Source organism: Paenibacillus sp. B01 (genome assembly GCF_009649995.1).
GTDB lineage: Bacteria > Bacillota > Bacilli > Paenibacillales > Paenibacillaceae > Paenibacillus_O > Paenibacillus_O pasadenensis.
The window spans coordinates 5,482,764-5,507,195 of the sequence record NZ_CP045802.1; the positions used below are offsets into that span (position 1 = coordinate 5,482,764).

Annotated in this window: 21 protein-coding genes and 1 pseudogene; 12 read left to right on the plus strand and 10 right to left on the minus strand. The window is 65.3% G+C overall.

Annotation, left to right across the window (positions count from 1 at the left end; translation table 11 throughout):
• The first annotated feature begins 98 nt into the window (after positions 1-98).
• On the plus strand, positions 99-815 hold the full coding sequence (locus GE073_RS23475) for a gamma-glutamyl-gamma-aminobutyrate hydrolase family protein (protein WP_028598883.1): 717 nt from the start codon (positions 99-101) through the stop codon (positions 813-815).
• Positions 816-873: 58 nt separating this feature from the next.
• Here GE073_RS23475 and GE073_RS23480 read toward each other — a convergent pair whose 3' ends face one another.
• The 3 genes from GE073_RS23480 to GE073_RS23490 are packed head-to-tail and all read right to left on the minus strand — an operon-like array spanning position 874 to position 5,985.
• On the minus strand, positions 874-3,648 hold the full coding sequence (locus tag GE073_RS23480; protein WP_101807577.1) for a transglutaminase-like domain-containing protein: 2,775 nt from the start codon (positions 3,646-3,648) through the stop codon (positions 874-876).
• Positions 3,645-4,676 carry a carbohydrate-binding family 9-like protein gene (locus GE073_RS23485; protein ID WP_028598882.1) on the minus strand — a complete coding sequence of 344 codons (1,032 nt, stop codon included), beginning with the start codon at positions 4,674-4,676 and terminating at the stop codon, positions 3,645-3,647. The genes GE073_RS23480 and GE073_RS23485 overlap by 4 nt, the downstream gene beginning before the upstream one ends.
• 22 nt (positions 4,677-4,698) lie before the next feature.
• On the minus strand, positions 4,699-5,985 hold the full coding sequence (locus GE073_RS23490) for an alpha-L-fucosidase (protein WP_101807576.1): 1,287 nt from the start codon (positions 5,983-5,985) through the stop codon (positions 4,699-4,701).
• Positions 5,986-6,460: 475 nt separating this feature from the next.
• On the opposite strand from GE073_RS23490, the gene GE073_RS23495 reads away from it, so the two are divergent.
• From GE073_RS23495 to GE073_RS23505, 3 genes are read left to right on the plus strand one after another with little or no spacing between them, the layout of a single operon-like run.
• Positions 6,461-7,417 carry an ABC transporter permease gene (locus GE073_RS23495; RefSeq protein ID WP_028598880.1) on the plus strand — a complete coding sequence of 319 codons (957 nt, stop codon included), beginning with the start codon at positions 6,461-6,463 and terminating at the stop codon, positions 7,415-7,417.
• A 37-nt stretch (positions 7,418-7,454) separates the two neighbouring features.
• On the plus strand, positions 7,455-8,369 hold the full coding sequence (locus tag GE073_RS23500; RefSeq protein ID WP_028598879.1) for a carbohydrate ABC transporter permease: 915 nt from the start codon (positions 7,455-7,457) through the stop codon (positions 8,367-8,369).
• Between the two features lie 43 nt (positions 8,370-8,412).
• Positions 8,413-10,062 carry an extracellular solute-binding protein gene (locus tag GE073_RS23505; protein ID WP_228551754.1) on the plus strand — a complete coding sequence of 550 codons (1,650 nt, stop codon included), beginning with the start codon at positions 8,413-8,415 and terminating at the stop codon, positions 10,060-10,062.
• Positions 10,063-10,457: 395 nt separating this feature from the next.
• Here the strand turns inward: GE073_RS23505 and GE073_RS23510 are convergent, their stop codons facing one another.
• Positions 10,458-12,692, minus strand: coding sequence for an AraC family transcriptional regulator (locus GE073_RS23510; RefSeq protein WP_052333220.1), 2,235 nt, complete (start codon positions 12,690-12,692; stop codon positions 10,458-10,460).
• 184 nt (positions 12,693-12,876) lie between these two features.
• On the opposite strand from GE073_RS23510, the gene GE073_RS23515 reads away from it, so the two are divergent.
• Genes GE073_RS23515 through GE073_RS23525 form a run of 3 tightly spaced genes read left to right on the plus strand, consistent with a single transcriptional unit; the run spans position 12,877 to position 16,410 of the window.
• Positions 12,877-14,499, plus strand: coding sequence for an alpha-L-fucosidase (locus GE073_RS23515; RefSeq protein WP_153784503.1), 1,623 nt, complete (start codon positions 12,877-12,879; stop codon positions 14,497-14,499).
• A 1-nt stretch (position 14,500) separates the two neighbouring features.
• Positions 14,501-15,379, plus strand: a complete 879-nt coding sequence (locus GE073_RS23520; protein WP_028598876.1) for a sugar phosphate isomerase/epimerase family protein — start codon at positions 14,501-14,503, stop codon at positions 15,377-15,379.
• Positions 15,376-16,410 carry a glycoside hydrolase family 18 protein gene (locus GE073_RS23525; protein WP_028598875.1) on the plus strand — a complete coding sequence of 345 codons (1,035 nt, stop codon included), beginning with the start codon at positions 15,376-15,378 and terminating at the stop codon, positions 16,408-16,410. Before GE073_RS23520 ends, GE073_RS23525 begins: the two co-directional genes overlap by 4 nt.
• Before the next feature lie 135 nt (positions 16,411-16,545).
• Here the strand turns inward: GE073_RS23525 and GE073_RS23530 are convergent, their stop codons facing one another.
• Positions 16,546-17,616, minus strand: a complete 1,071-nt coding sequence (locus tag GE073_RS23530; RefSeq protein WP_153784504.1) for a Glu/Leu/Phe/Val dehydrogenase dimerization domain-containing protein — start codon at positions 17,614-17,616, stop codon at positions 16,546-16,548.
• A 315-nt stretch (positions 17,617-17,931) separates the two neighbouring features.
• On the opposite strand from GE073_RS23530, the gene GE073_RS23535 reads away from it, so the two are divergent.
• The 3 genes and pseudogenes from GE073_RS23535 to GE073_RS25990 form a co-directional block, all read left to right on the plus strand.
• Entirely contained in the window at positions 17,932-18,063 is a 132-nt protein-coding gene (locus tag GE073_RS23535; protein WP_084137223.1) for a sporulation protein YjcZ, read from the plus strand.
• 328 nt (positions 18,064-18,391) lie between these two features.
• Positions 18,392-18,511, plus strand: coding sequence for a sporulation protein YjcZ (locus tag GE073_RS25180; protein ID WP_194843469.1), 120 nt, complete (start codon positions 18,392-18,394; stop codon positions 18,509-18,511).
• Positions 18,512-18,796: 285 nt separating this feature from the next.
• A pseudogene (locus tag GE073_RS25990) lies at positions 18,797-18,892 on the plus strand (YjcZ family sporulation protein); the annotation flags it as partial.
• Positions 18,893-18,980: 88 nt separating this feature from the next.
• Here the strand turns inward: GE073_RS25990 and GE073_RS25665 are convergent.
• Complete coding sequence (locus tag GE073_RS25665) at positions 18,981-19,265, minus strand: hypothetical protein (RefSeq protein WP_228551935.1); 285 nt, start codon at positions 19,263-19,265, stop codon at positions 18,981-18,983.
• A 289-nt stretch (positions 19,266-19,554) separates the two neighbouring features.
• On the opposite strand from GE073_RS25665, the gene GE073_RS23540 reads away from it, so the two are divergent.
• Positions 19,555-20,118 (plus strand): hypothetical protein, encoded by a 564-nt coding sequence (locus tag GE073_RS23540; protein WP_028598873.1) that lies wholly within the window; start codon positions 19,555-19,557, stop codon positions 20,116-20,118.
• Between the two features lie 221 nt (positions 20,119-20,339).
• On the opposite strand, the gene GE073_RS23545 is transcribed toward GE073_RS23540, so the two are convergent.
• The 3 genes from GE073_RS23545 to GE073_RS23555 form a co-directional block, all read right to left on the minus strand.
• On the minus strand, positions 20,340-20,513 hold the full coding sequence (locus tag GE073_RS23545) for a CsbD family protein (protein WP_084137222.1): 174 nt from the start codon (positions 20,511-20,513) through the stop codon (positions 20,340-20,342).
• 186 nt (positions 20,514-20,699) lie between these two features.
• Positions 20,700-21,878, minus strand: coding sequence for an NAD(P)/FAD-dependent oxidoreductase (locus tag GE073_RS23550; RefSeq protein WP_028598872.1), 1,179 nt, complete (start codon positions 21,876-21,878; stop codon positions 20,700-20,702).
• Between the two features lie 54 nt (positions 21,879-21,932).
• Positions 21,933-22,370 carry a DUF1641 domain-containing protein gene (locus GE073_RS23555; RefSeq protein WP_028598871.1) on the minus strand — a complete coding sequence of 146 codons (438 nt, stop codon included), beginning with the start codon at positions 22,368-22,370 and terminating at the stop codon, positions 21,933-21,935.
• Positions 22,371-22,894: 524 nt separating this feature from the next.
• On the opposite strand from GE073_RS23555, the gene GE073_RS23560 reads away from it, so the two are divergent.
• Positions 22,895-23,809, plus strand: coding sequence for a phosphotransferase (locus tag GE073_RS23560; RefSeq protein WP_028598870.1), 915 nt, complete (start codon positions 22,895-22,897; stop codon positions 23,807-23,809).
• 116 nt (positions 23,810-23,925) lie between these two features.
• Here the strand turns inward: GE073_RS23560 and GE073_RS25670 are convergent, their stop codons facing one another.
• Positions 23,926-24,423, minus strand: coding sequence for a hypothetical protein (locus GE073_RS25670; RefSeq protein ID WP_228551756.1), 498 nt, complete (start codon positions 24,421-24,423; stop codon positions 23,926-23,928).
• Positions 24,424-24,432: the final 9 nt, after the last annotated feature.

Below are 24,432 nucleotides of genomic sequence, written 5' to 3' on the forward strand. Positions count from 1 at the left end.
GCCGGATGTCGGGGCTTCTTCCATCCTGCTGCGGCGATCGGATACAATGGAGGAACAACGAGGGCCGGAAAGCCATCCGCCCGAATGGAGGGGTCATCATGAGCATGCCGCTGATCGGCATCTTGCCGCTGTACGATTCGGAGAAAGAAAGCTATTGGATGCTGCCGGGCTATATGAAAGCCGTGGAGCAGGCGGGAGGCATCCCCGTCATGCTGCCTCTGACGGGCGAGGAGCAGGCGCTGGCCGCGCTGGCCCGCAGCCTGGACGGATTCCTGTTCACCGGCGGCCATGACGTCGATCCGGCGCTCTACGGCGAGGAGATCGCGGAAGCCTGCGGCGAGCTGTGCCGAGAACGCGACCGCATGGAAGCGCAGCTGTTCCGGCTGGCGCTGGAGCTGGACAAGCCCGCCTTCGGCATTTGCCGCGGCCTGCAGCTGTTCAACGTCCTGCTGGGCGGCACGCTGCATCAGGATCTTCCAAGCGCGGCCGGCTTCGACTCGGCGATCGGCCACAAGCAGCGCCCCCCTTACGACAACCCGGCCCATCCGGTGCAGGTCGAGCCCGGCTCGCAGCTGCGCCTCCTGGTCGGGTCCGACCGCCTGCATGTCAACAGCTATCATCATCAAGGGATCAAAGCGCTCGCTCCGTCCCTCGCCGCGGCGGCCAAGGCGGACGACGGCCTGATCGAGGCGGTCGAGCTGCCCGGCAAAGCCTTTGTCGCCGCCGTGCAGTGGCATCCCGAATTCAGCTACGAGAGCGAGCCGTCGAGCCGCGCGCTGTTCGCCGCCTTCGTCGGCGCTTGCCGCTCGGCCTAGCACAAAAAGCAGCCCCCCGCCCGCATTCGGGCCGGGGGCTGCTTTGGCGAAGAGGCTCCTATCGGCGCAGCGCCGCGAGCGTCTCCAGCGCTTCCTTGGCCGCGCCGATCCGGTAGCCGGAGCTGGCGTAGCGGATGCGCCGCTCGGCGTCGACGACGAACAGATGCGGACAGCCCGCCTCTGCCGCCGAAGCGGCCTGCGCCAGCGCCGGCAGCGACGAGCCGCCGCGCTCGCGGGCGAGCCTCCCGCCCGCCGGCACGGCGCTGGCGGCGAGGCTGTCGCCGCCGTCCGGCTGCCGAGCCGTCGCCGCCGCGCGCGGACCGCCGTCTGCGGCTCCTTCCGCGAGCAGCAGAAGCACCGCCGCGCCTGCCGCCTGCAGCGGCTCGGCCTGCTCGGCCAGCTCGCGCAGCAGATGGCGGCTCGGCTCGCGCTCCGGCTCCAGCCAGGCGACGAGCGCCGCGCCTTCGCCGAGCGCCTGCGTCCAGCCGAGCGGAGCGCCGCCGTCCAGCGGCCACAGCTCGCCGGCCGGCCGCAGCTCGCCGAGCACCGGCACCGCCTCGTCCGCCGACCGGAACGCCAGCTCCAGCTCGGCCAGCTCCCCGGCGCGCAGCTCGGCGTAGCTCAGGCGCGCCAGCGCCGTGCCGTCCTTGAGGCGCGTTCCGGTCGTGAGCCGGTACTCGCCGGGCTCCAGCCGCAGCCGCCGATCCTCGTAGCCCGTGCTGCCATGCGGATAGGCGAGCGTCCGGTAGACGCCGTCCTGCAGCCTCGCCAGCGTCATCGTGACGCCGTAGACGGCTGCCGGCGCGCCCGGCACGGCGGCGAGGCGAAGCTCCGCATGCCGGCTGCCGGCGCCGTCGCCTGTCCGACCCGCCGCATCCGGCATCGGCTCGCGCTCGTCCGCGAAGCGCGCTTCCCGCCAGCCGTCCTGCCAGAAGGCGGGACGATGCGAGCCCGGCTGCAGCCGGGCGGGAATGCCGAGGCTGCGGTACAGCGCGACGAGCAGGATGTCCCTCGTCTCCCGATCGCCCCGGCCCAGCCTCCATGCGCCGGCCGGCGTGCCCTTGCCGCGCAGGTTCGGCACCGTATCGGCGAGCGCGAACCGCCGCTCCAGCTGCGCCGCGAGCCCGGCCGGGCGGAGGCGCAGCGCCTCCCGCTCCTCGCGGGAGAACGCCGCCGCCAGCAAGCCGCGATAAGGGGCCAGCCGCTCATGCAGCACGCGCGGACAAAGCACATAGGAGTCGAACCGCTCCCGCTCGTCCTCCGCATCCGTCGACGACGCTGGCGGCGCCTCGCCGAGCGCCGCCAGCGCGCCGAGCAGATGATCCTCCAGCGTCGGCCGCATCGCGTCGGTCCGATCCTTGGCGCTCAGCGTCTCGACGAGGCGCAGCGCCCAAGCGCCGCGCCCGGCGCGCGCCTGCTCGCCGAGGAACGCGGCGATCTCGGCGCCGTTGCCGCGCGCGCCGGCCAGCAGCGGCAGCAGCCGCTCCGCCGGCAGTCCGCTCGCGCGCGCCAGCTCCGCCGCCTCCGGCTCCCCGAGGAAGCCGGCCTCGAATTCGCCGCGGCGCGCCGAGCCCTCGCGCAGCCGCTCCTCATGGCGGCGCAGCGCCGCCTCCGGCAGCTCGGGCAGCGGCTCGCCGTCCCGCTCCGGCGGCGGCACGAAGTCCAGCTCCGCCGGCGCCTGCGGCTGTCCGCGCCGCGCGAGCCGCAGCTCCAGCGCGTCCGGCGAGCCCGCGTGGACGAGCCGCTCGTCCCAGCGGCCGCCGCGTCCGGCCGCCCGCACGAGCAGCGTGCCGAGCCCCGCGCGCAGCCAAGCCCGTCCGTCGGCATCCGCCGTCAGCACGGCGATCGGATGCAGCTCGGCCATGTTGTACAGCTCGAAGCGCACCTGCGCTCCGGCTGCGGCCGAGCCGTCCTCCTCCCGCACGGACACGTCCAGGACGCGCGTCGGCGCGTAGGTCGCGAGCAGGTTCAGCTCGGCATAGCCGTCCCGCTCCAGCGTCGTTTCCTCCGAGCCGGCATAGCCGCCGAATACCCGCGTGTCGACGAGCATCGCCCGCCGCGCCGGCGGCGTGAACCAGCCCTGGTCGAGCCGCGCCTCCGGCTCGCATGCCCCGAAATAGCGCCAGCGGCCGTCCGCCCACGCCTCGACCCAGGCGTGGTTGTCGTCGCAATGCGCCCAGCGCGGCGTATACACCTGGCGGGCGGGGATGCCGACGCTGCGCAGCGCCGCCACCGCCAGCGTCGACTCCTCGCCGCAGCGGCCGCGGGCGGCGCGGATCGTCGTCAGCGGCGACGCCGTGCGCAGGTCGCTGCCGGCGTACGTCGCTTTTTCGTGGCACCAGTAGTTCGTCTCGAGGATCGCCTCCTCCATGCTCCTCCCCTGCACCCTCGGAGCGAGCTCGGCGTGGAGCAGCCCGCGCGAGCCGTCGATGTCCTCGGTGTTGATCCGGTACGGCAGCACGAAGTGCGCGAACAGCTCGTCCGGCACCTCCCCGCCCCACGGCATCGCGCGGCGGATCGCCAGCGACTGCCGGGCATGCTCCAGCAGCATCGCGCCGTCATAGTCGGCCAGATCGCCGACCGGCATCGAGGCGAGCAGCAGCCGGAGCGCCCACGCCTCTTCCTCGTCCCGGGCCTCGACGAGCGCGCCGAACAGCTCCCGCTCCCGCGCCGCCGCCAGCCGCCTCCGCTCCTCCAGCCTGCGCGCGATGCCCTCCTTCTCCCGCTCTCCCGGCGACCAGGGGGCCGGCTCCCGCCGCCTCTCCCGCTGCCGCCCGGCGTCCGCTCCCCCCGATTCCTCAGGCGAGCGCGAACCGCCTGCTCTGCCGCTCATCGCAACTCCTCCTTCCACAAACGGCCGTCCTCGCGAATGCACAGCCGCGACCGCCCGTCCTCCGACGGCGCCGACAGCTGGAACAGCCCGCTCGTCGTCTCGACCTGCGGCGAGATCGTCCAGCCCTCGCCGGTCATGAGCTCGGCCGCGTCGGCCGCGAATCGGCCCTGCGCTTCATAATAGTTGCGCTGCCGGTAGTACAGCCGCCGCAGCTGCCATTTGATCCGCTCGTCCTCCGCCAGCTCGAACGCCGGCGTGTCCGCCTCCGCGAACTGCACGTAGCCCCACAGCTCCGGATAGTGCATGTTGACGAGGCCCATTGGCGACCACACCCAGTTGTCCTCCGGACAAGGCCGACCCGTCTCCGGGTCGAGCCGCTTGACGTAGCGGCCGTCCGCGACGTCGACCTGCCACTGCACCCGCGAGAAGTTGACCCGCCAGCTGTCGCCCGCAGCCGGCGGCCGTCCTTCCGCCGCGCACTCCTTCAGGCTCGCCCACGGCATCGCGACCTCGACGCTCCACCGCCGGTTGTCCGCTCCGGGACGGTTCAGCTCGCCCTCGACATGCACCGCAGTGCGCAGCCCCGCGATGTCCCAGCCGTTCACCGGCGGCCCGCCGTCGCGGTACGGCCTCGGCAGCAGCAGGTCCCACACCGTGCCGAGCGCGTTGATCTCGAACTCGTAGTAGCCATGGGTGCTGCCGTTCGCATCGATGAAGATCTCGAAGTCGTTGTCCTGGAAAATGACCGAGTCGCGCTCCGTCAGCGTCGCCCAGATCTCATCGTCCTCAAGCTCCGCCCCGACATAGAAGCACTCGTCGTCCCACAGCATCTTGGCCCGCGTCCGCTTCGCCGGACGGGGACGCCGGTCCCCCTCGATGTCGACGAAATCGTCCGTCCACGCCGCCGCCGCCCAAAACGGCTTGTCGAGCCGTCCGTCCAGCTCCAGCGGGCCGCTCGCCCGCTCGCAGCGGTAGCTCTTGGGCTCATACTTCCCGATCGCCGGCTCTGGCACTCCGCTCCGGTTCATCCGCGCCACTCTCCCTGTCCGTTCAATTATGGGTGACGACGGCGCCCGAGCCGCCGTACATATCGATCTCGTTGTCGAATTCCAGCTTGATGACCGTCACCTGCTCATGCGTCTGCTCCGGCTTCAGGCCGATCCATGTCGTGCCGGGAATGTCGAACCACGGCACGCCGCCGTGGATTTCCCACTCCAGCTCCTGGCCGCTGTGCAGCACGCTCGCCCGGCGGATCGGGTTGCACAGCCCTTTCAGGCAGACGCTCTCCTTAGGCTCGTCGCGCACGAACAAATACAGCGTCCGCCGGTCCGCGGACAGCGTGCTGCCGCCCGGATAGTAGCGCGTCATGACGCCCTCACCGGTGCCGAACACCGCCTCCTCGTGGTCGCGGATCCAGCCGCCGAGGCCGAGCAGCGCCGCCTCCTGCCGCTCGTCGATCGTGCCGTCCTCGCGCGGCCCGATGTCGAGCAGCATGTTGCCGCCCATCGCGATGCAGTCGCAGAACATGCGGATGATCTGGCCGACCGACTTGTACTTATGGTCCGTCGGCACATACCCCCACGACGCGTTGATCGTCGTGCAGAATTCCCATGGCCCCTCCGGCCTCGTGATCGGCAAGCCCTGCTCCGGCGTCTTGTAGTCGCCGTAGCCCTGCAGCCGGGAGTTGACGATAAGCTCCGGCCGCAGCTCCAGCAGCCGCTGCTTGAACGCCGGCAGCCCCCACTGCTCCGCGCTGCGCTCCCAGTCTCCGTCGAACCAGAGCAGGTCGACCGGCCCGTAGTCCGTCAGCAGCTCCCGCAGCTGGGCGTCGTTGAACGCGAGGAACCGCTCCCAGGCTTCCGGCCGCTGCACGCCGTCCGCCGGGGCGGAGAAGCGGTTGACGGCGGACAGGTCGTCCGGCGCGCGCCCGCCCTCGAAGACGCTCGGGTAATCCGGATGCGACCAGTCGATCAGCGAATAGTACAGGCCGCAGCGGATGCCCCGCGCGCGGATCGCGTCCGCATACTCGCGGACGAGGTCCCGTCCCGCCGGCGTCCTTTTGACGACGTTCAGCTCGCTCTGCCGCGTGTCCCACAGCGCGACGCCGTCATGATGCTTCGTCGTCAGCACGGCATACCTCGCGCCGGAGCGCTCGATCAGCTCCGCCCAGCGCTCCGCGTCGAACCTCGACGCCGTAAAGCCGTCCAGCTGCTTCATATAGTCCTCGTACGACAGCCGCCCGTTGTAGAACGACCACGACTCCGCCACGCCGTCCACGGCATAGATGCCATAATGAATGAAGATGCCGAGCTTCGCTTCCTCAAACCACTTCTGCATGCCCTTCCCGCCTTTCGGTTCGGTTTACCGCTTTCATTCTAGGGGCGGCCGTCGCGCCTCGTAAATATGTCATTCGTAACAAGCGTCATCCTTTTTCCCACAAGCCCTCGGAAAGATGACTCATATCTGACATGCCTGTAAGCGCTTATCCGTTTTGGCGCTTCGACGATAGTCATTTCTGCTTCGCCGCCTCGGACAGGCGCAGGGCGGAAATGACATCTTGCAGGCGGGAACCGCTCCAGGCGCGGCATTCCCGGCTTTTTCCCGAGCAGATTCGGCCAATCGGAGACCGGCTGGCGCCGCTCCCGAAACGACATATTTACGCTTCCGGCCGCATCCCGCTATGCTGATGCAAACGCTTCATCCCCGATGCGCCGCTGTCGGATCGACCGCTGCCACTCTTTCCGATCGGGCCTGACGAGGGATGTGGCGTCATCTTTCCTCACTTAAACTAGACTCGAAGGGAGGTTCAACGATGGGAACGACGAACGCCGCCGCCGGCCTGCAGACGCAGGCCCAGCCGCAAAAGCGCCGGGGCTGGAGGCGGATTTTGCGCAACTGGGAGCTGTACGCGTTCATCGCCCCGGCTTTCTTCTATTTCCTGATCTTCGCCTACGGGCCGATGTACGGCATCCAGATCGCGTTCAAGAACTACGTGCCGACGCTTGGCTTCGCCGGCAGTCCGTGGGTCGGATTCGACCACTTCACCCGCTTCTTCAACTCCTATTATTTCTGGGACCTGATCTGGAACACGCTGAGCATCAGCCTGTACGAGCTGGCCGTCGGCTTCCCGATTCCGATCATCCTGGCGCTCGCGTTCAACGAGGTGAAGAACGGCTGGTTCAAAAAGACCGTGCAGACCGTCACCTACGCGCCGCACTTCATCTCCGTCGTCGTCATGGCCGGCATGATCATCACCTTCCTGTCGCCGTCGACCGGCATCATCACCCACATGCTCGAGTGGATCGGGCTCGATCCGCCCGACTTCCTGACCGATCCGCGCTGGTTCAAGACGATGTACGTCCTCTCCGGCGTCTGGCAAGGAGCGGGCTGGGGCACGATCATCTACCTCGCCGCCCTGTCGGGAGTCGATCCCGGCCTGCACGAGGCCGCGATTATCGACGGCGCGAGCCGCTTCCAGCGGCTGCGGCACATCAACATCCCGACGCTCGTGCCGACGATGACGATCCTGCTCATCCTGAACATCGGCAGCCTGCTCAGCGTCGGCTTCGAGAAGATTCTGCTGCTGCAGAATCCGCTCAACATGGAAGCGTCGAACATCATCGCGACGTTCGTGTACAAGGCGGGCCTCGTCGATGCCCAGTACAGCTTCTCGACCGCCGTCGGCCTGTTCAACTCCGTCATCAACTGCATCCTGCTCGTCGCCATCAACCAGATCGTCCGCCGCACGAGCGAGAACAGCCTGTGGTGACGCGAATCCGATTCCGCCGAAAGGAGGCCTGCCGTCCATGACCAGCCAAGCGATCAAGGAATCGCGCGGAGACCGCGTCTTCCTCGTCGCCAACTACCTGTACCTGCTGATCGCGCTCGTCATCGTCGCCTATCCGGTCCTCTACATGCTGAGCGCCTCGATCAGCAGTCCGCAGGCGGTCGGCTCGGGCGAGATGTGGCTTTTCCCGAAGGGCATTACCTTCGAGGGCTACGAGCGCGTGTTCCAGGACAACCGGATCTGGAGCGGCTATGCCAACACGATCCTCTATACCGTCACGGGCACGCTCGTCAGCCTCGCGGTGACGCTGCCGGCGGCCTACGCCCTGGCGCGCCGCGACTTCGTCGGCCGGAACTTCTTCATGGCGATGTTCATGGTCACGATGTTTTTCGGAGGCGGCCTCGTCCCCTCCTACCTGCTCGTGAAGGATCTGGGCATGATCGACACGATCTGGGCGATCATCCTGCCCGGCGCCGCCTCGATCTACAACATCATCGTCACCCGCACGTTCTTCATGTCCACCATCCCGAGGGAGCTCGAGGAGGCGGCCCAGATCGACGGCGCCTCGACGACCCGCCTGTTCCTCACCGTCGTGCTGCCGCTGTCGATGCCGATCGTCGCCGTCATGGCGCTGTTCTACGGCGTCGGCCAGTGGAACAGCTACTTCTCGGCGCTCATCTACCTCAACGATGAGACGAAGTACCCGCTGCAGATCATCCTGCGCCAGATCCTCGTGCTGCAGGAGATGTCCGCCCAGACGGGCGGAGGCATGATCGACGCCTCTACCGCCTCGGCGCTCAACAACAAGGCCGAGATCGCCGCGCTCGTCAAGTATGCGGTCATCATCGTCGCCACGCTGCCGATCATCGTCATCTATCCGTTCCTGCAGCGCTATTTCGTGCAAGGGGTCATGATCGGCTCGGTCAAAGGCTGAGCCGCAAGAAAGCGTTATACTACATTCAAGGGGGAATACGACGATGTGGACCAAACCTCGCACCAACCTCAGCAAGCTGCTGACGACCGCCATCGGCATGAGCCTGCTGGCGGGCTCCCTGGCCGCCTGCTCCGGCACGAACTCCGGCGCGGACAACGGCTCGGCCGGCCAAGGCGGCTCCGCCGGCAACGCCGGCGCGGCCGATTCGGCCGTCGCCAAGGAAGGCATGCCGATCGTGCAGGAGCCGATCACGCTGTCGCTGATGGCGCCGGACGTCGGCCACGCCAAGTGGGAGGACATGGCGGTGCTGAAGGAAATGGAGAAGCTGACGAACATCAAGCTGACGTTCCAGAACGCGCCGCAGGACAGCTTCGAGACGAAGAAGAACCTCGTCTTCGCGAGCGGCAGCTACCCGGACATCTTCTACGCGGCCGACCTCAAGCCGGCGGAGCAGGTGACGTACGGCTCGCAGGGCGTGCTCATCCCGCTCGAAGGACTGATCGACGGCGGCTACGCGCCCAATCTGAAAAAGATCCTCGATGAGAACCCTCAGATCCGCAAAAACATCACGACCCCGGACGGCCACATCTACGCGCTGCCGAACGTCGATCTGACGGCCGTCTGGTACCGGAGCCCGATGTGGTACAACGGCTCCTTCCTGAAGAAGCTCGGCGTCTCGGAGCTGCCGAAGACGACCGACGAATTCTACGCCTACCTCAAGCGCGTGAAGGCGGAGGACGCGAACGGCAACGGCAAGGCGGACGAGATCCCGCTGACGAGCACGAAGCTCGACGACCTGCGCATGTTCTTCTTCGGCTTCTGGGGCATGTACGACGAAGTCATCTACGCCGACAAGGACGGCAAGGTCCACTACTCTCCGCAGGAGGAAGGCTACAAAGGCTACCTGACGTTCATGAACAAGCTGTGGAGCGAGGAGCTGCTCGACCACGAGACGTTCTCGCAGACCGACGAGCAGAAGAAGGCCAAGGGCAAGAACAACCAGGTCGCCGTATTCAACGACTACTATCCGTACTTCACGATGGGCGGCGAGCCGAGCCGCGAGCATCCGATGATGCAGCCGCTGCAGAGCGAGATCGCCGGCACGCCGGTGTACGGCAAGCATCCGGGCCAGTCGGCCAACGGCGTGTTCGCGATTTCCAAGACCAACCCGAACCCCGAGGCGACGATGCGCTGGGCCGACTACCAGTACGGCTACGAGGGCTCGCTGCTGTTCAGCCAGGGCCCGGAGAACGTGCTGTGGAAATACAGCGACAAGGCGACGCTCACGAAGGAGCCGCTGGAAGTGCCGGGCGGCGGCAGCCGCGACGATTACAAGGGCACGCTGACGCCGAACTACGGCATCCTGCCTCCGGGCGTCAACCTGCCGGAGAACAACAAGGGGCTGCAGTCGGACTTCGACGCCTTCATCGCCGAGGAGAACGAGAAGAAGCTCGTGCCGATCGGCAAGATTCCGTTCCCGAACGTGTTCCTGACGCCAGAGGAGCAGTCCGAGGTGACGGCGATGCTGTCCGACATGAACCCGTACGTCGAGCAGATGGAAGCGAAGTTCATCACCGGCCAGGAGCCGCTCTCCGGCTGGGACAAGTACGCCGCCCAGCTGAAGAAGATGGGCAGCGACCGCATCGTCGAGATCTACCAGGCGGCTTACGACCGCTGGAACGGCTCGAAGTAAGGCGCGAGGCGCGGGCGCGGCGTTCCGCTAGGCGCGGGCGCGGCGACAAGACGCTATTCGCTCCGAATCGGGCGAATGCAAAAGCTAACGAAACTGACCCGCGTTATGGGGCGATAAGTCGCTGAAAAACCCGCTTTATCAACGGAATAACGTTTGTGGGTTTCGTTAAAAAATCCGAACGGCGATTTTCAGCAAAATAGCGCCGCTCTGTTTCGTTAGAAAAGCGACTCGGGACGCAAACAAGCCCGGAGGGACCAAGCAGCGGCTGCTCCTGCTTCGTTCGTCCGGGCTTGCTTGTTTTTGCCGGGCTCCATGGCCGCCCACTCGCAAGGCGCTCCGACAAGGGAACTTCTTCCCTTGTTCCGCCAGCCCGCCGACGCGCTCGCCCGAGCGGGCTACTCCGCGCCGGCGCCGCCTCCCGGCTCGCCGCGCTTGCGGTATTGGCCCGGCGTCATGCCGGTCTCCTTCTTGAACTTGCGGATGAAGTTCGGCGTATCGAGGTACCCGACCCGCTGGATGATGTCCTTGAGCGGATCGGCCGTAGCGTCGAGCTGGCGCTTGACCTCGTCGATCCGCAGCTGCCAGACGTAGGCGGTGAAGTTGAGGCCCGTCTTCTCCTTGAAGGAGCGGCTGAAGTGCGACGGCGAGATGCCGTGCTCGTCGGCGACCGACTCGAGGCTGAGCGAATGGTCGGCATAGCGCTCATGGATGTGCTGCACGGCGCGGTCCATCAGCGAGCGCTCCTCCGTGAGCGAGCGGGATTCCGCCTGCGAGCAGATCTGCGCGGCGAGGCCGAGCAGCGCCTGCTCCAGCGCGTCCGGCGAGCGGAAAGCCGACGGCGGAGGCAGCTGGCGAGCCAGCGGGCCGAGCTCGGGCGCAGAGCGCAGCATCGTGCCCTGCACCTCGTAGCCCATCGCCCGCAGCAGCGGAGCGGAGGCGACGCTGGCGCGGATGGCGGCCACGCATTCGGCAATCGTCGCCGCGGCCACCTCGTAGCTGCCTTGCTTGAGCGCCTGCGCCAGCTTGAGCAGCGGGCCGGCCGGCAGCCAGCTCGCCTCCTCCCGCAGCTCGGGAATGAGATCAAATCGCTGCGCCGTCCCCGCTCCGGCGGCCTGGGCCGACTCGAACGCGGACAGCGCCTCGATGTACGACTGGCTGAGCGGCCCCGGCCCCTCGTACAGCCGGCCCGCGCCGATCGTCGGCCGGATCGCGCCTGCGTCCTCGAGCAGCGGCCGCAGCTTCCCCAGCACAATGCCGAGCGGATCGGACCGCTCTCCGTCCGGCCCCTTCATGCCGACGATGAACGCCATGCGCCGCGGCTCCGGCAGCTCCACGCCGTAGACGGCCGCATCCGCTTCCGGGATGGAGAGGCTGCGCAGCCTTCCGTAGACGGAGCCCGCCTCCGGCTGCTCCTCCTCCCAGCCGGCGACGAGCACCGCATAGCGCTCCCGGTCGAATCCGAGCTGAAGCGCTTGCAGCAGCTCGGGCGCGACGCTGCCGGAGCCGCCGTGTTTGAGCAGCATGAGGAGAAAATGATTGCGCGCATACGGCTCCTGCAGATCCGCCATGCGGGTCGAATACTGCAGCACGCTGCGGATCCGGCCCAGCTCGTCCGCCGCCTTGGCCGCGCCGGGCTGCCGGGCGCTGGAGCTGGCATAGGCGGCCAGATCGGAGATCGGGCCGTAGTGGCGCCGCGCCATGATCAGCGCGAGGCCCGCCCCGCCCGCCGCGACCGCGCCGAGCAGCAGCACGAGGATGTTGCGCAGCTCGACGACGCTCGAGAAGAACTGGCTGCTCGGCACCGCCGTCACATAGGTCCAGCCGTTCTGCTCCGACTTGACCGAGACGACGGAGTGCTTCGTGCCGTTCAGCTCGAGGCTGTGCGTCCCTTCGGGCTGGCGGAACAGGCGGCGGATGTCGTCCGGGCCGAGCGACTCTCCCCGCCGCGTCGCCGTCAGCACCTGGCCCTTGTCGTCGAATACGAAGGTCGAGCCTTGGTAGCTGCCGAGGATCGAGGCGATCAGGCCGCCGAGCTGAGACTCCTCGATGAGGTACAGCACGGTGGCATGCGGATTAGGGCTGCCGGGCGTGATCGGCACCATATAGGCGAGCATCGACTGCTGGAGGCCGGCGGTGCGCTGAACGAGATCCGCCGGCCGCATGGCCGGGAACTTCGCCTCGTCGAGATCCGTCTCCACCGTGCGGGACGGCCAGTTGTGAAAGGCGTAGCGCTCGTGGAAGACGTCCATTCCGGACATGCCTTTCGACGAGAAGATCCGGTCGTCGCCATGGAAATACAAGAACAGCTCGCCGATCATGGCGCTCGTCGCCATGTACTGGTCCAGCGCCTGGATCGCCTCGCTGCCGTAATAGGGGTCATGGGTCCGGTAGTTGGTCAGCCGGGTATCGTAGGCGATGCGGGTGGCGATCATCGAGAGCTCGCGCATCCTCGAGTCCACAGTATGGCGAGCCTGCACGAGCTGATTGTAGTGGGCCCGCTCCACCTCGCGCTGCAGGTTGCCCGTCGCGCTCTGCGAGATGGCTCCCGCGAACAGCAGCAGCGGCACGAGCAGGATGAGCAGATAGGACAAAGCATAGTTCAGAAACAAACGCGATTTCAGGTAGCTCATGAGTACGGTCCGCCCTCCCGGATGCAGGTTGCCTTTTTCGCCGGCCTCTCCCTTTTCGCCCTGAATTGACCTAACAGCCTAACTGAACCAAACTAGGGTTGCCGTTTCATCATAACAGAGCCGCAAGCCGATTTGAACGCTCTTTCCGTCCTGCCGATCCGAATGAACCGAAGGAGGAATTCCTATGAACGACCGACCTTCCGAAGCGAGCCTGACCCTCGGAATCGATCCGAGCACCCGCTCGGGCGCGGCATCCGAGCCCTCGGAGCCGCTTCCAGCCGGCCTCCCGCTTGAGGCCCTGGAGGACGGAGACGTCCAGGAGGGCGTCCACAACTACAGCCGCGAGGAGGACTATGTCTGGCCGGACGAACCGCTGCTGCGCGAGCGGCTGGAATGGTTCCGCGACCAGAAGCTCGGCCTGATGATGCACTGGGGGCCCTACTCCCAGCTCGGCATCGTCGAGTCGTGGGCGCTGGACGACGTCGATGCCGAATGGTCCCGCGAAAGCGTCGATTGGACCGACGATCCGGCGCGCATCAAGCGCGAGGTCGCGGGGCTGAACCGCACGTTCAACCCGCTCCGCTTCCAGCCGGAGCGGTGGGCGGAGCTTGCCGCCGACAACGGCTTCCGCTACTTGAACTTCACGACCAAGCATCACGACGGCTTCTGCATGTGGGACACCAAGACGACCGGCTACTCCGTCACCGGCCGCGACACGCCCTTCCATACGCATCCCTACGCCGATGTCTGCCGCGCGCTGTTCGACGCCTTCCGCGCCCGCGGGCTGGCGATCAGCGCCTACTTCTCCAAGGCGGACTGGCATACGCCGTACTACTGGTCGCCCGACATGCCGCGCGAGCGCACGAGCCGCGGGCCGTCCTACGATCCGGCCGAGCATCCCTCGCTGTGGGAAAAGTTCGTCTCCTACACGCATGAGCAGCTCGACGAGCTGCTCACGCATTACGGCCGGATCGACATGCTGTGGCTGGACGCCGGCTGGGTCGGCCCGCGCAGCGGCCAGGACATCCGGCTCGGCGAGGCCGTCGAGCGGGCGCGGCTGCGGCAGCCTTGGCTGCTGTCGGCGGACCGCACGATCGGCGGACCGTACGAGAACGTCGTGACGCCGGAGCAGACGCTGCCGGAGCGCCCGATGTTCATTCCTTGGGAAAGCTGCATCACGATGGGCACGGCGTTCAGCTTCCGTTACGAGGACGAGTACAAAAGCGTGCGCGAGCTCGTGCATCTGCTCGTCGAGATCGTCGCCAAAGGCGGCAACCTGGCGCTCAACGTCGCCCCGCAGCCCGACGGCAGGCTGCCGCGCACGGCGATCGAGCGCATGAACGGGCTCGGCGCGTGGCTTCGCTCGAACGGCGAGGCGATCTACGGCACGCGTCCGATCGCGCCTTACGGGGACGGCAGCTGGTTCTTCACCGCGAAGCAGGGCTTCGTTTATGCGATCCGCCTTTATGCCGAGGGAGAGGCGGTCGGGGAGCGACTGGAGCTGCCGGAGCTGCCGGGCGGCATCGGCTGCGGCCCGGCTGCGGGCCGCTCGTCCGCGACGGACCGAGCGCCGGTCGGGGCGCACGCCTCGGCGCGGGACGGCTTTGGGCCGGCCGCCGACGCCTTGGGGCCGAGCGGCTTCGTCTCGGCCGAGGCTCTCGCCGGCCCTGCCGGCGATCCGCTTCCCGCGCCGCTGGAGCGCAGCGGCGCGGGCTGGACGCTGACGGTGCCCGAGCGCCTGCGCTCGGAGCCGAATCCGCTCGCGCTCGTTTTTCGACTGACCGGAGCCCAAGAAGGAGGCCAATGAGATGAAGCTGGGACTGAGCACGTACAGCCTGCTGAACGCGATCAAGGCGGGAGAAATGACCGTGCTGGACGCGATCGACTGGATCGCGGACAACGGAGGCGAGCATATGGAAATGGTGCCGTACGGGTACACGCTCGTGGACGATCCAAAGCTGGCGGACGCCGTGCGGGAGAAGGCCGCGGCGCGCGGCATCGAGCTGTCCAACTACTGCCTGCCGGCCAACTTCGCGCAGGAGACGCCGGAGGCGTTCGAGGAGGAGGTGCGGCGCGTGCAGCGGCATGTCGACCTGTGCGCCCGACTCGGCGTGCGCCACATGCGGCATGACGTGACCGCGTTCACGATTCCGGCGGAGCAGATGGGCATCGGCTGGTTCGACGACCGCTTCGAGGAGATGGTCGAGGGCTCCCGGCGCATCGCCGACTATGCCGCTCCGCTCGGCATCACGACGACGATCGAGAACCACGGCTTCAGCGCCCAGGCGAGCGACCGGGTGCAGCGCATCCTGCGAGCCGTCGGCCGGCCGAACTTCCGCACGACGCTCGATGTCGGCAACTTCCTGTGCGTCGACGAGGACCCGGTCGTCGGCGTCATGAACAACCTGCCCTATGCCTCCTTCGTGCACTTCAAGGACTTCTACGTCCGTCCCGAGGACGAGAACCCCGGCGGCGGCGTCTGGTTCCGCAGCTCGCACGGCAAGTATCTGCGCGGCGCGATCGTCGGCCACGGCGACCTGCCGATCCGCAAGCTGATCCGCCTCATCCGCGCTTCCGGCTACGACGGCTACATTACGGTGGAGTTCGAGGGCATGGAGGAATGCCGGGCGGCATCGCGCATCGCGATGGACAACATGCGGCGGCTGTGGGAGGAGTGCGGGGCATGACAAGAAGCTATATCCGCGCGGGATATGTGAACGACCATCATCTGCCGCTGCTGACGGACCGCGATCTGGCGCAGCTGACGCATCTCAACCTGGCCTTCGCCCATGTGCGGGAGGACGCGATCCAGACTTCGCATCTGCGCCACGTCGACGCGCTGCTCCGAATCCGTTCCTCCTACCCGCAGCTCAAGCTTCTGCTCTCCGTCGGCGGCTGGAGCGCCGGAGGGTTCTCCGAAGCCGCCTCCACGGCCGAAGGCCGCGCCCGCATGGCCGCCTCCGCCCTGCAAGCGCTCGAGCAGCTGCCGCTGGACGGCATCGACCTCGACTGGGAGTACCCGAGCTACAGCGTCGCCGGCATCGCAGGCCATCGGGACGACAAGCGGACGTTCACGCTGCTGCTGCGGGAGCTGCGCGAGGCGCTCGACGCCAAGAGCCGGGCGGACGGGCGGACGTACCTGCTTACGATCGCCGCCGGAGCGGACCAATACTACCTGGACGGCACGGACATGGGCGAGGTCCATCCTTTGCTGGATTTCATCCAGCTCATGACCTACGACATGCGCGGCGGCTTCCAGGTGCTGACCGGCCATCACACGAACCTGTTCACGCCGCCGGGCGACCTGTTCCGCATCAGCGCCGACGCTTCGGCCAGGCTGTTCGAGGCCGCCGGCGTGCCGCGAGAGAAGCTCGTGCTCGGAGCGGCGTTCTATTCCCGTCTCTGGCGCGGGGTGCCGGACCGGCAGCAGGGCCTGCATCAGATGGCGGCCACGACAGGCGGATACGGACCCGACTTCACCGAGCTCGACGAGGCGTATATCGGAAAGAACGGCTTCGAGCGCTACTGGGACGAGGATGCCCAGGCGCCGTACCTGTTCGACGGGCAGACGTTCATCTCCTATGACGACGAGCAGTCCATCGCAGCCAAGTGCGCCTACATCGCCGAGCGCGGTCTCGGCGGCCTCATGTTCTGGGAGTACGGCCTCGACCGGACGGGACGGCTGATCGCGGCGATGGCTCGCGGCCTCGGCGGCTGAGCCGCTGTGGCACGCCGAGCCTTACGGGACCGGTGCCGGCCGGGCGAAGCCTTTTTGCATGGCGTTACCGGAACGGAAGCTCCAAAAGCCTCTCTCCACTCGCACTCTGCGGTGGAGGAGGCTTTTTTCTTGCCGTCACCCGCCCGAGAGCCGCTCTTCCGCGAGCCGCAGGGCGGCCTCCGATGCCGGAATGCCGCGCTCTTCGGCCAGATCGAGCACGTCGAGCAGCGTCTGCCCGACGGCCTCCACGTTTCGCTTCAGCCGCGCCTTGCCGAGCCCCTGCAGCTCGCCGGCCGTGATGATGATGCCTCCGGCATTTACGATGAAGTCCGGCGCATACAGGATGCCGCGCTCGTGCAGCAGCTCGCCGTGCCGCTCCATCAGCAGCTGGTTGTTGGCCGCGCCGACGACCATCCGGCATTTCAGCCGGGGGATCGTCCGGTCGTCCAGCACGCCGCCTGCCGCGCACGGCGCATAAATGTCGCAGGCCGTGCCGGCGACGTGCTCGGTCCTGACCCTTTTCGCCCCGAAAAGCCGGATCGCCTCCGCTTCGGCTTTTGGATTCAGATCGGAGACGAGGAGCCGCGCGCCATCCTCGTACAAATAGCGGCATAACCGGCGGCCGACCTTGCCGAGCCCCTGCACGAGCACCTTCAGGTCATGCAGCGTCGGCAGGTTCATCTCCCTCTTCACTGCGGCGCGCATCGCCAGGTAGACGCCGTACGCGGTCATTTCCGCCGTGAATTCGTCGGTGGCCATGATCGTGCCGGTCGTATCGGTCACATGCTTCGTCCGCGTCCGGATCGCATCCATGTCGCGGATCGTCGTGCCGAGATCGAGGCCGGCGACATAACGTCCGCCAAGACGCTCGATCTGAGTGCCGAGCGCTTGAAAAAGCCGCGTGCGCGCGGCCTCGTCCGTCTCTCCCGCCTTCCACGGATCTCCATCGTCCTGCCAGACGACAGCCTTTCCTCCGCCGTACGGGAGCCGGTAGGCTGCGTTTTTATAGGTCATGCCCTTCGCCAACCTCATCGCATCCCGCAGCGCCTCCTCCTCGGAGCCGTAGCGCTTCATCCGGCAGCCGCCGAGCGCCGGGCCGGACCGCGTATCGTGCAGGACGACGATCGCCTTCAGCCCGCTTGGCGCATCGTGGCACAGCATGACCTGCTCATGCGTCTCCTGAATTATTTCCCGGAAAATATCCATGCTCCGTCCCCCCCTTGTCCTTCGCGGACTACAGTGTATGCGGGGAGGCGCTCCCGATATGCGGTCCGCGTCCGCCACGCTTTAGGAAGCCGGCTCCCCGACGGCGCCGAAGCTCGCTCGAGCAGGCGGCGGCGCCGCTTTTCCGGAACGCCGGGATGCGGCCTCGGCGCCTCGGCCAGGCTCCTATGCCGGTCTGGCTTGACCCGAATGGGCGATGGCTGGAATTGCGCTCCTGCACATTTGTACCGAAGGCCCAATCGCCCTGCCCTCCCGCTTCGTATGATGTCGCATACCACAAGAAAGGGGATTGACACCATGTCTTATGGAGTTGGCGGTGTTGGTGGTGTCGGCGCGGGCTGCGTCGGCGGCTGGGGCTACTCGAGCATCGGAGCCATTCTGGTTCTCTTCATCCTGCTGGTCATTATCAGCCGCGCATTTCTCTGCTAGTACTACCTGACAAAATCGCGGCTTGATCCAACTTGAAGCGAAGTTCCCCGCGGCAGCCGCCGCGGGGATTTTGCATGCGCTCCTTTCCGCCTCGCAGCGGCGGCAGCGCCGCGGGCCGTCCGCTCTTGCAGCAGCGGCAGTGACGCGGGCCGTCCGCTCTTGCAGCGGCGGCAGTGACGCGGGCCGTCCGCTCTTGCAGCGGCGGCAGCGATCCGGACCGCACGCCACCAAGAGCGTGGCGGCAACCGCACATTTGTCCGCCCTGTCCGAACGTCCCGGCGAATCTCGCATATGCTGAGGTAACTTACGAGAAAAGGAGAATTGCCCCATGTCCGAGTTTGTCGAAGGCGTCGGAGTCGCCTCGGCTTCGCGCGGTCCTTCCTCGACCAGCATCATCCTCGTCCTGTTCATTTTGCTGGTCGTCATTTCCGGCGTTTTCTTCGTGTAGGTTGAAACGAACGCCAGCCGTCCCGCCGGCTGCTGCGCAGCCCCCGGCGGAGACAACGGAACAGCCATGAGAGAGGACGGCCGAACGGCCGCCCTCCCCCATGCCTCTCCGTGCTTTTTCCGCCCTTGCAGCCGGCCATCTCGGCTTATGCCCATTTATGCGCGAATGCCCTCCCTGCCCAAACATCCCGGCCGTCCCATGCGTATGATGTCTTATCTCAAGCGAAAGGGGATTTGACAAATGTCATACGGCGTTGGCGGTGTAGGTGGAGTCGGAGCAGGCTGTGGCGGAGTCGGTTACGGCGGTCTCTGGACGAACACGGGAGCGATTCTCGTTCTGTTCATTCTGCTGGTAATCATCAGCCGGGCGTTCCTCTACTAGTTCGCACAGAAGGAGCCCGCTCGAAGAGCGGATCGCGGACTCCCGCGAGCGGCATCCTGCCGGCTCGATCGAGAAATCGTAAACCGATTCAACTTGAAATAATCCATCCAACTTGAAAGGGGATTTGCACATGTCTTACGGTGTAGGCGGCGGAGCCGTCGGAGGAGCAGGCGTCGGCCCAGGTTGCGGCTATGGCGGTTTCGGCTACTCCAGCACGGGCGCCATTCTGGTTCTCTTCATTCTGCTGGTCATCATCAGCCGCGCTTTCCTGTACTAGATCTTTCCGAACCCGCTTCTTCGCAGCAGCGATCGCACTCAGCCAAAAGAACGCCCCTAGGGGCGTTCTTTTTTTGATCATTTTAAACTTATCCAATTAAAACCCCTTCCGTTCCCACGAATAAAACGGGTTTGATATGTACAATTTTATGATCAGAAACATGCGTCAATAAAGCCGACTTGCCGTAATGGGGAGGCTTATTTCGGTTTGGTTGGATTGCGGCTCGCTGCGAGGCGCGGCAAGCAGCCGGAAGGGAAAGCGACAGCAAGCGGAATGGAATGGCGCTAAACATGGAGCGGCGCGCGAACCGGTTAGGCGAAATAGAATACGCGGCGCAGCAATTCTCAACGAAGGAAGGACAGGTCCGCACGATCCGGGTTGGCGGTTGGACGAGCGGCCGGGTGCGGCCAGCCGCCGAATTCAGACGTTCAGCCGGCGCGATTCAACCGTGCTCGATGCGACGAAGCATGCCGAGGAGCAGCGGGCAGGCACCGCATTAGCGGACGCCGAAGGCTCGGGCGCCGTGCGAAAAATGGCCCTTATCAAAGGAAATCCGCATAAAATAGCGAAGAACGACGAAATCGAACGGATAAATCCGTCCGATTGGGCTTTTTTGGTCAAGAAAGAGTCAAAAAAGAGGGAGAGGTTGCTAATAAACCGAACATTTGTAGAGGTCCACCAAACAATAATGCGGAATATCCCGCTTCAAAACCCTCATTTCAAACGCAGGGCGGAAAATCGCCTCTTCCTCCCGAACGAACGGCTCGCCCGCTCCAAATGGCGCCGCTCAGGCCGACAGCAGGCAGCCAAGCAGCCAAGCAGCCAGGCAGCCAGGCGGCGGCATGACGCCGCAAGCCGAGCGCAGCTCCGCTTGCAGCGGAACAAAAAAGACAAGCTCCGCCGCGCTGCTTGCGCAGCAGGGAAGCTTATCGGGTGGGATCGGGAATGACTTGCCGAGTCGAGCGGCGGCGGTTCAGGCGGGCGCTCTGCCGGACCGCGCCTTACTGGCGGCGCTCCGCCGGACCGCGCCTTACTGGCGGCGCTCTGCCGGACCGCGCCTTACTGGCGGCGCTCTGCCGGACCGCGCCTTACTGGCGGCGCTCTGCCGGACCGCGCCTTACTGGCGGCGCGCGATACGCGCCTTACTGGCGGCGCGCGATACGCGCCTTACTAGCTACGGTCTTTCAGCTCGCCGATCTTCTCCTGCACCTCGCCCTTCGCCTTGTCGATCTTGCCTTCCGCCTGCAGGCGAGGATTGTCCGTCGCGTTGCCCCATTGATCCTTGACCTCGCCCTTTGCTTTGTTGACGGCGCCTTTTACTTTATCGCTCAGTCCATCTGCCATGTCTGATCGCTCCTTTTCGGTAAGGGTGGCCTTGCGGCATCTGGTTCTTCTTACCCGGAACGGGAAAGCGATAAACGAATCGCAGCCCGGCAAAGAGCCGCGCCCGCCTCGGACAAGGCTCTGAGAACGAAAAAGCCGCGCGGAAGGAATCGGAATTCCTTGCCGCGCGGCTGCTTGCCGAATCGCTTAGTAAGCCAGGGAGAACAGGCCGTTGATATGCGACAGGTAGCGGATGTTGGAGGCTTCCTTCATCAGCGTAGCCGGCAGGCCCTTCAAACGAGTCTGGTTGCCGCCGATCGTGCCGATCGCGTCCTTGCGGCCGAGCGAGCCCAGCGTACCGGAAAATACCGGCTGGAACGTATCGAGCGGATAGCCGTTGAAGTAGGCATGCAGGTTGTAGCCGATGAGCTCGCCCATCTGCCAGGCCAGCTGAGCCGTCGGAGGGAACGGACGGCCTTCCGGACCCATGACGACGGCGCTGTCGCCGGCGATGAAGACATCCGGGTGGGACGTCGACTGCAGTCCTTCCGTCACCGTCGCGCGGCCGCGGTTGACCTCGATGCCCGAGTTCGCCACGACAGCGGTGCCTTGCACGCCGCCGGTCCAGATGACCGTGCTCGACTCGATCGTGCTGCCGTCCTTCAGGGAAACGGTCTTGCCTTTCATCTCGGTGATCGGCAGGCCCGTCTTGAAGACGACGCCGCGCTTCTCGAGAGAAGTCGTCGCGCGCTCGACCAGCTCGGCCGGGAAGCCCGGGAGGATCGTCGGAGCGGCTTCGACGCAGTACAGGGACACGTCATCGTAGCTGATGCCGTGCTGCTTCACGAGGCCCGGCAGCATGTCGGCGAACTCGCCGACGAGCTCGATGCCCGTCAGGCCGCCGCCGCCGACGACAAAGGTCAGGTCGGCCTTGTCGCCGGACTGCTTGTATTTCGCCACGGAAGCCTCGACATGCGCCTTCAGCTTGTTGGCATCGGCGACGGACTTGAGAGTGAAGCTGTGCTCCTGCAGGCCCGGGATGCCGAAGAAGGCCGTTTCGGTGCCGAGGGCGATGACGAGCGCGTCATACGACAGCGTCGTGCCCGTGCCGAGCTTGACGGTTTTCTCGTCCGGCTTGATCTCGGTCACTTCGCCGATCTTCAGGTCGATGTCCTTGCCGCGCAGCAGCTTGTCGAGCGGCAGCGCGACGTTGCCCTCGGACAGGTTGCCGACGGCCAGACGGTGCAGCTCGGTGATGATTTGATGCGCATTGATGCGGTTGACGACCGTAATCTGGGCTTGCTCCGGCGTAAAATGCTTGCGCGCCGTCGTGGCAGCGAGAAGTCCGCCGTAGCCGCCGCCCAGGATAAGAATATGCTTGGCCATGTTCATCCTCCGTTCACGTTCTATCGGCCTCCGCGCGGGAGGACGGGATTCGTTCTAGTTCTTCTGCTTTTCCTTTTCGCCGAGCGCTTCGAGGAACGCCTGCGTGAAGCGCAGCGTGCGCTGCACGTTCGGATCCTTGAGCATGCGCAGCATGCCGAACAGGCCGACCGTGTTGGACTCGTTGGCCGCATGGTCGCCTGCCTCGATCGCTGCTTGAGCGACCGTTTTCGTCTTGTCGACGATCGGCTTGACCATTTCGCCCAGGCCGCCGCCGAAGTCGCTCAGCAGCACCTTGTCGGTAGCGAGGGACTTGGCCACGTCATAGGAGCTGGTCATGAGGGTCACGATTTCGGCCAGCTTCGGAAGATTGTCGACGAGCACCGTAAGGGACTGCTGCACTTCCGGCTTCATGAGCTGGTCAAGAATGTCGCGCTGCTGCGCGGCGGCCGGCTCTTGCGTCGCCACCGCTGGAGTGGTTTGGTTGTCGGACATGGAAATACTTCCTCCTTTACTCTGGAAATGCGGTTCCGCCCCCATGCGGCCGCTGGACGGCCGGTCGGGGAGGCAATTCGCTTCGCTGCGGGATCGGCAGGCTCGCGGGCCGGGACGGCTTTGTACCAAATTTCACAAAACAAGGCGCAAAATCTTGCCCGTACCCGCTGACCTGCTGCACCCGGCCGCGAACGACGAGGGTCGGTCGCTTTCCCGGTCTTTGCGTTGTCGGCCCGTAAACGGCCCGGAACTTCTACACGTAAGTTTACAACTTAAACGACGGAACTGCAAAAGAAAAATGAGGATTCCCTCGACAGAATTTACAGGCCGCAAGCGTTTTATGCGCCCCCGCAGACGCCATCCGGAAAAATGGCGCCATTTCGCGGCGGGCGGCAGATTTGCGCGAGGCGGTTGCCGGCGCGGACACGGCTCGGGGCCGCTTGTTAAGCTAACGGGCCGTCATGCGTAACTTTTAGGGAATGTAGACATCTAAATAACATAAGGAACGAGGAGGCGGACTATTCATGGGAGGAACGAATTTATGGGATGCGGAGTGGGAGATCGACGAGGAGCAGGCGCGGACGCTGATCGGCAGACAATTTCCTCAGCTGTCATCGAAGCAAGTGAAGCGTTTGGGCTGGGGCTGGGACAATACGGTTTTTCTCATCGGGGATGAGTACGTGTTCCGGTTTCCAAGAAGAACATTTGCAATCGGCACGATTCGTATAGAAGGGAAGCTGCTGCCGAAGCTGGAGCCCTATATGACCATCCCCTATCCGAAACCGTTGTTTTACGGCGAAGCAAGTGACGAATACCCGGCGCCATTTCTTGGCTATGCCTACGTGCCAGGAGATTTCCCCATCGGCTTGACGGAAGAACGCCGGGCTTTATCGGTAGAAAAGCTGGCGAAATTTTTGCGCAGATTGCATGAGTTTCCCGTGCAGGCGGCGCTGAAGGGCGGAGCTCGGCAAGATCATCGAAACTTGACGGACATCGCGTCGCGCAAAGTGCAAATGACGGGATTTCTATCGAAGGTGGTTGAACACTTGTCGCCGGAGGAGTCCGATGCGATCGAAGCGTATATGGGCAGGCTGCAAAAGGACCGTGTCGAGTCGGTGAATGTGCTGCTGCATGGCGATCTTCATTTCAAAAATATGCTTGTGAATGAGAACGGGATCGTTTCCGGCATCATTGATTGGGGCGATCTGAACGTAGGCCATCCGGCTTGCGATTTGAGCGTTGCTTATAGCTTTTTGCCGCCTTGCGCTCGCGGCGCGTTTTTCGAGACGTACGGAGGAGCGGACGAGGAAACGAAGCTGCTGGCGCGGCTGATCGCGGTATACATCCCCATCCTGATCTTGATGCAAGCGGTCGATGACGGGAATGAAGCGATTGCGGCAGAGGCGAAATCCAACATCATGCGGGCCTTGTCGGATTAGGCGTAAAAAAAGCGCATGGAACCGCTCGAGCGGTTCCATGCGCTAAAACCATAGGCGAGCCGGCAAAGCCGGCTCCTGGTCGGAGCACAGCCGGATGCGCAAAAACCGCGCGGCTGCTACATCCAACTGTCGATATCGTCATCGTCGATATCGTCTCCCTCAAGATCGACGCCGGCACTAGCGGCGTCAGCGACGTCGCCTTCCTCGCCAATGCCGCCGGCACTAGCGGCGTCAGCGATGCCGCCTTCCTCGCCTTCTTCTTCAGCGTCAGCGTAGCGATTTTGCTCGATCTCAACCTCAGCGGCCGCAGCCGCCTCGCCCGCGGCCGCCGACGCTTCGCCGGCCGCGGCAGCAAGCTCCGTCGGCGCCGTCAAGCCTGCGGAGGCGGCATAGGCCGCGCCGCCGCCCGCCGTTCCGGCCACGAGGATGCCCCTCTCGGCCGGAATGAACAATTGCAGATTCCGCACGCCGTTCGCGCGGATCTCATTTTCAACCAGATAACGGATCGAGTCCATCAGGTTCGACTGGCCGTTGATCCAGTCCATCACCTCGGGCGACTCGTTCTTCTTCGTCTTCAGGCTGATATTCTCTCCGGGCTGCTTGATCTTCTTCACCCGGCCTCA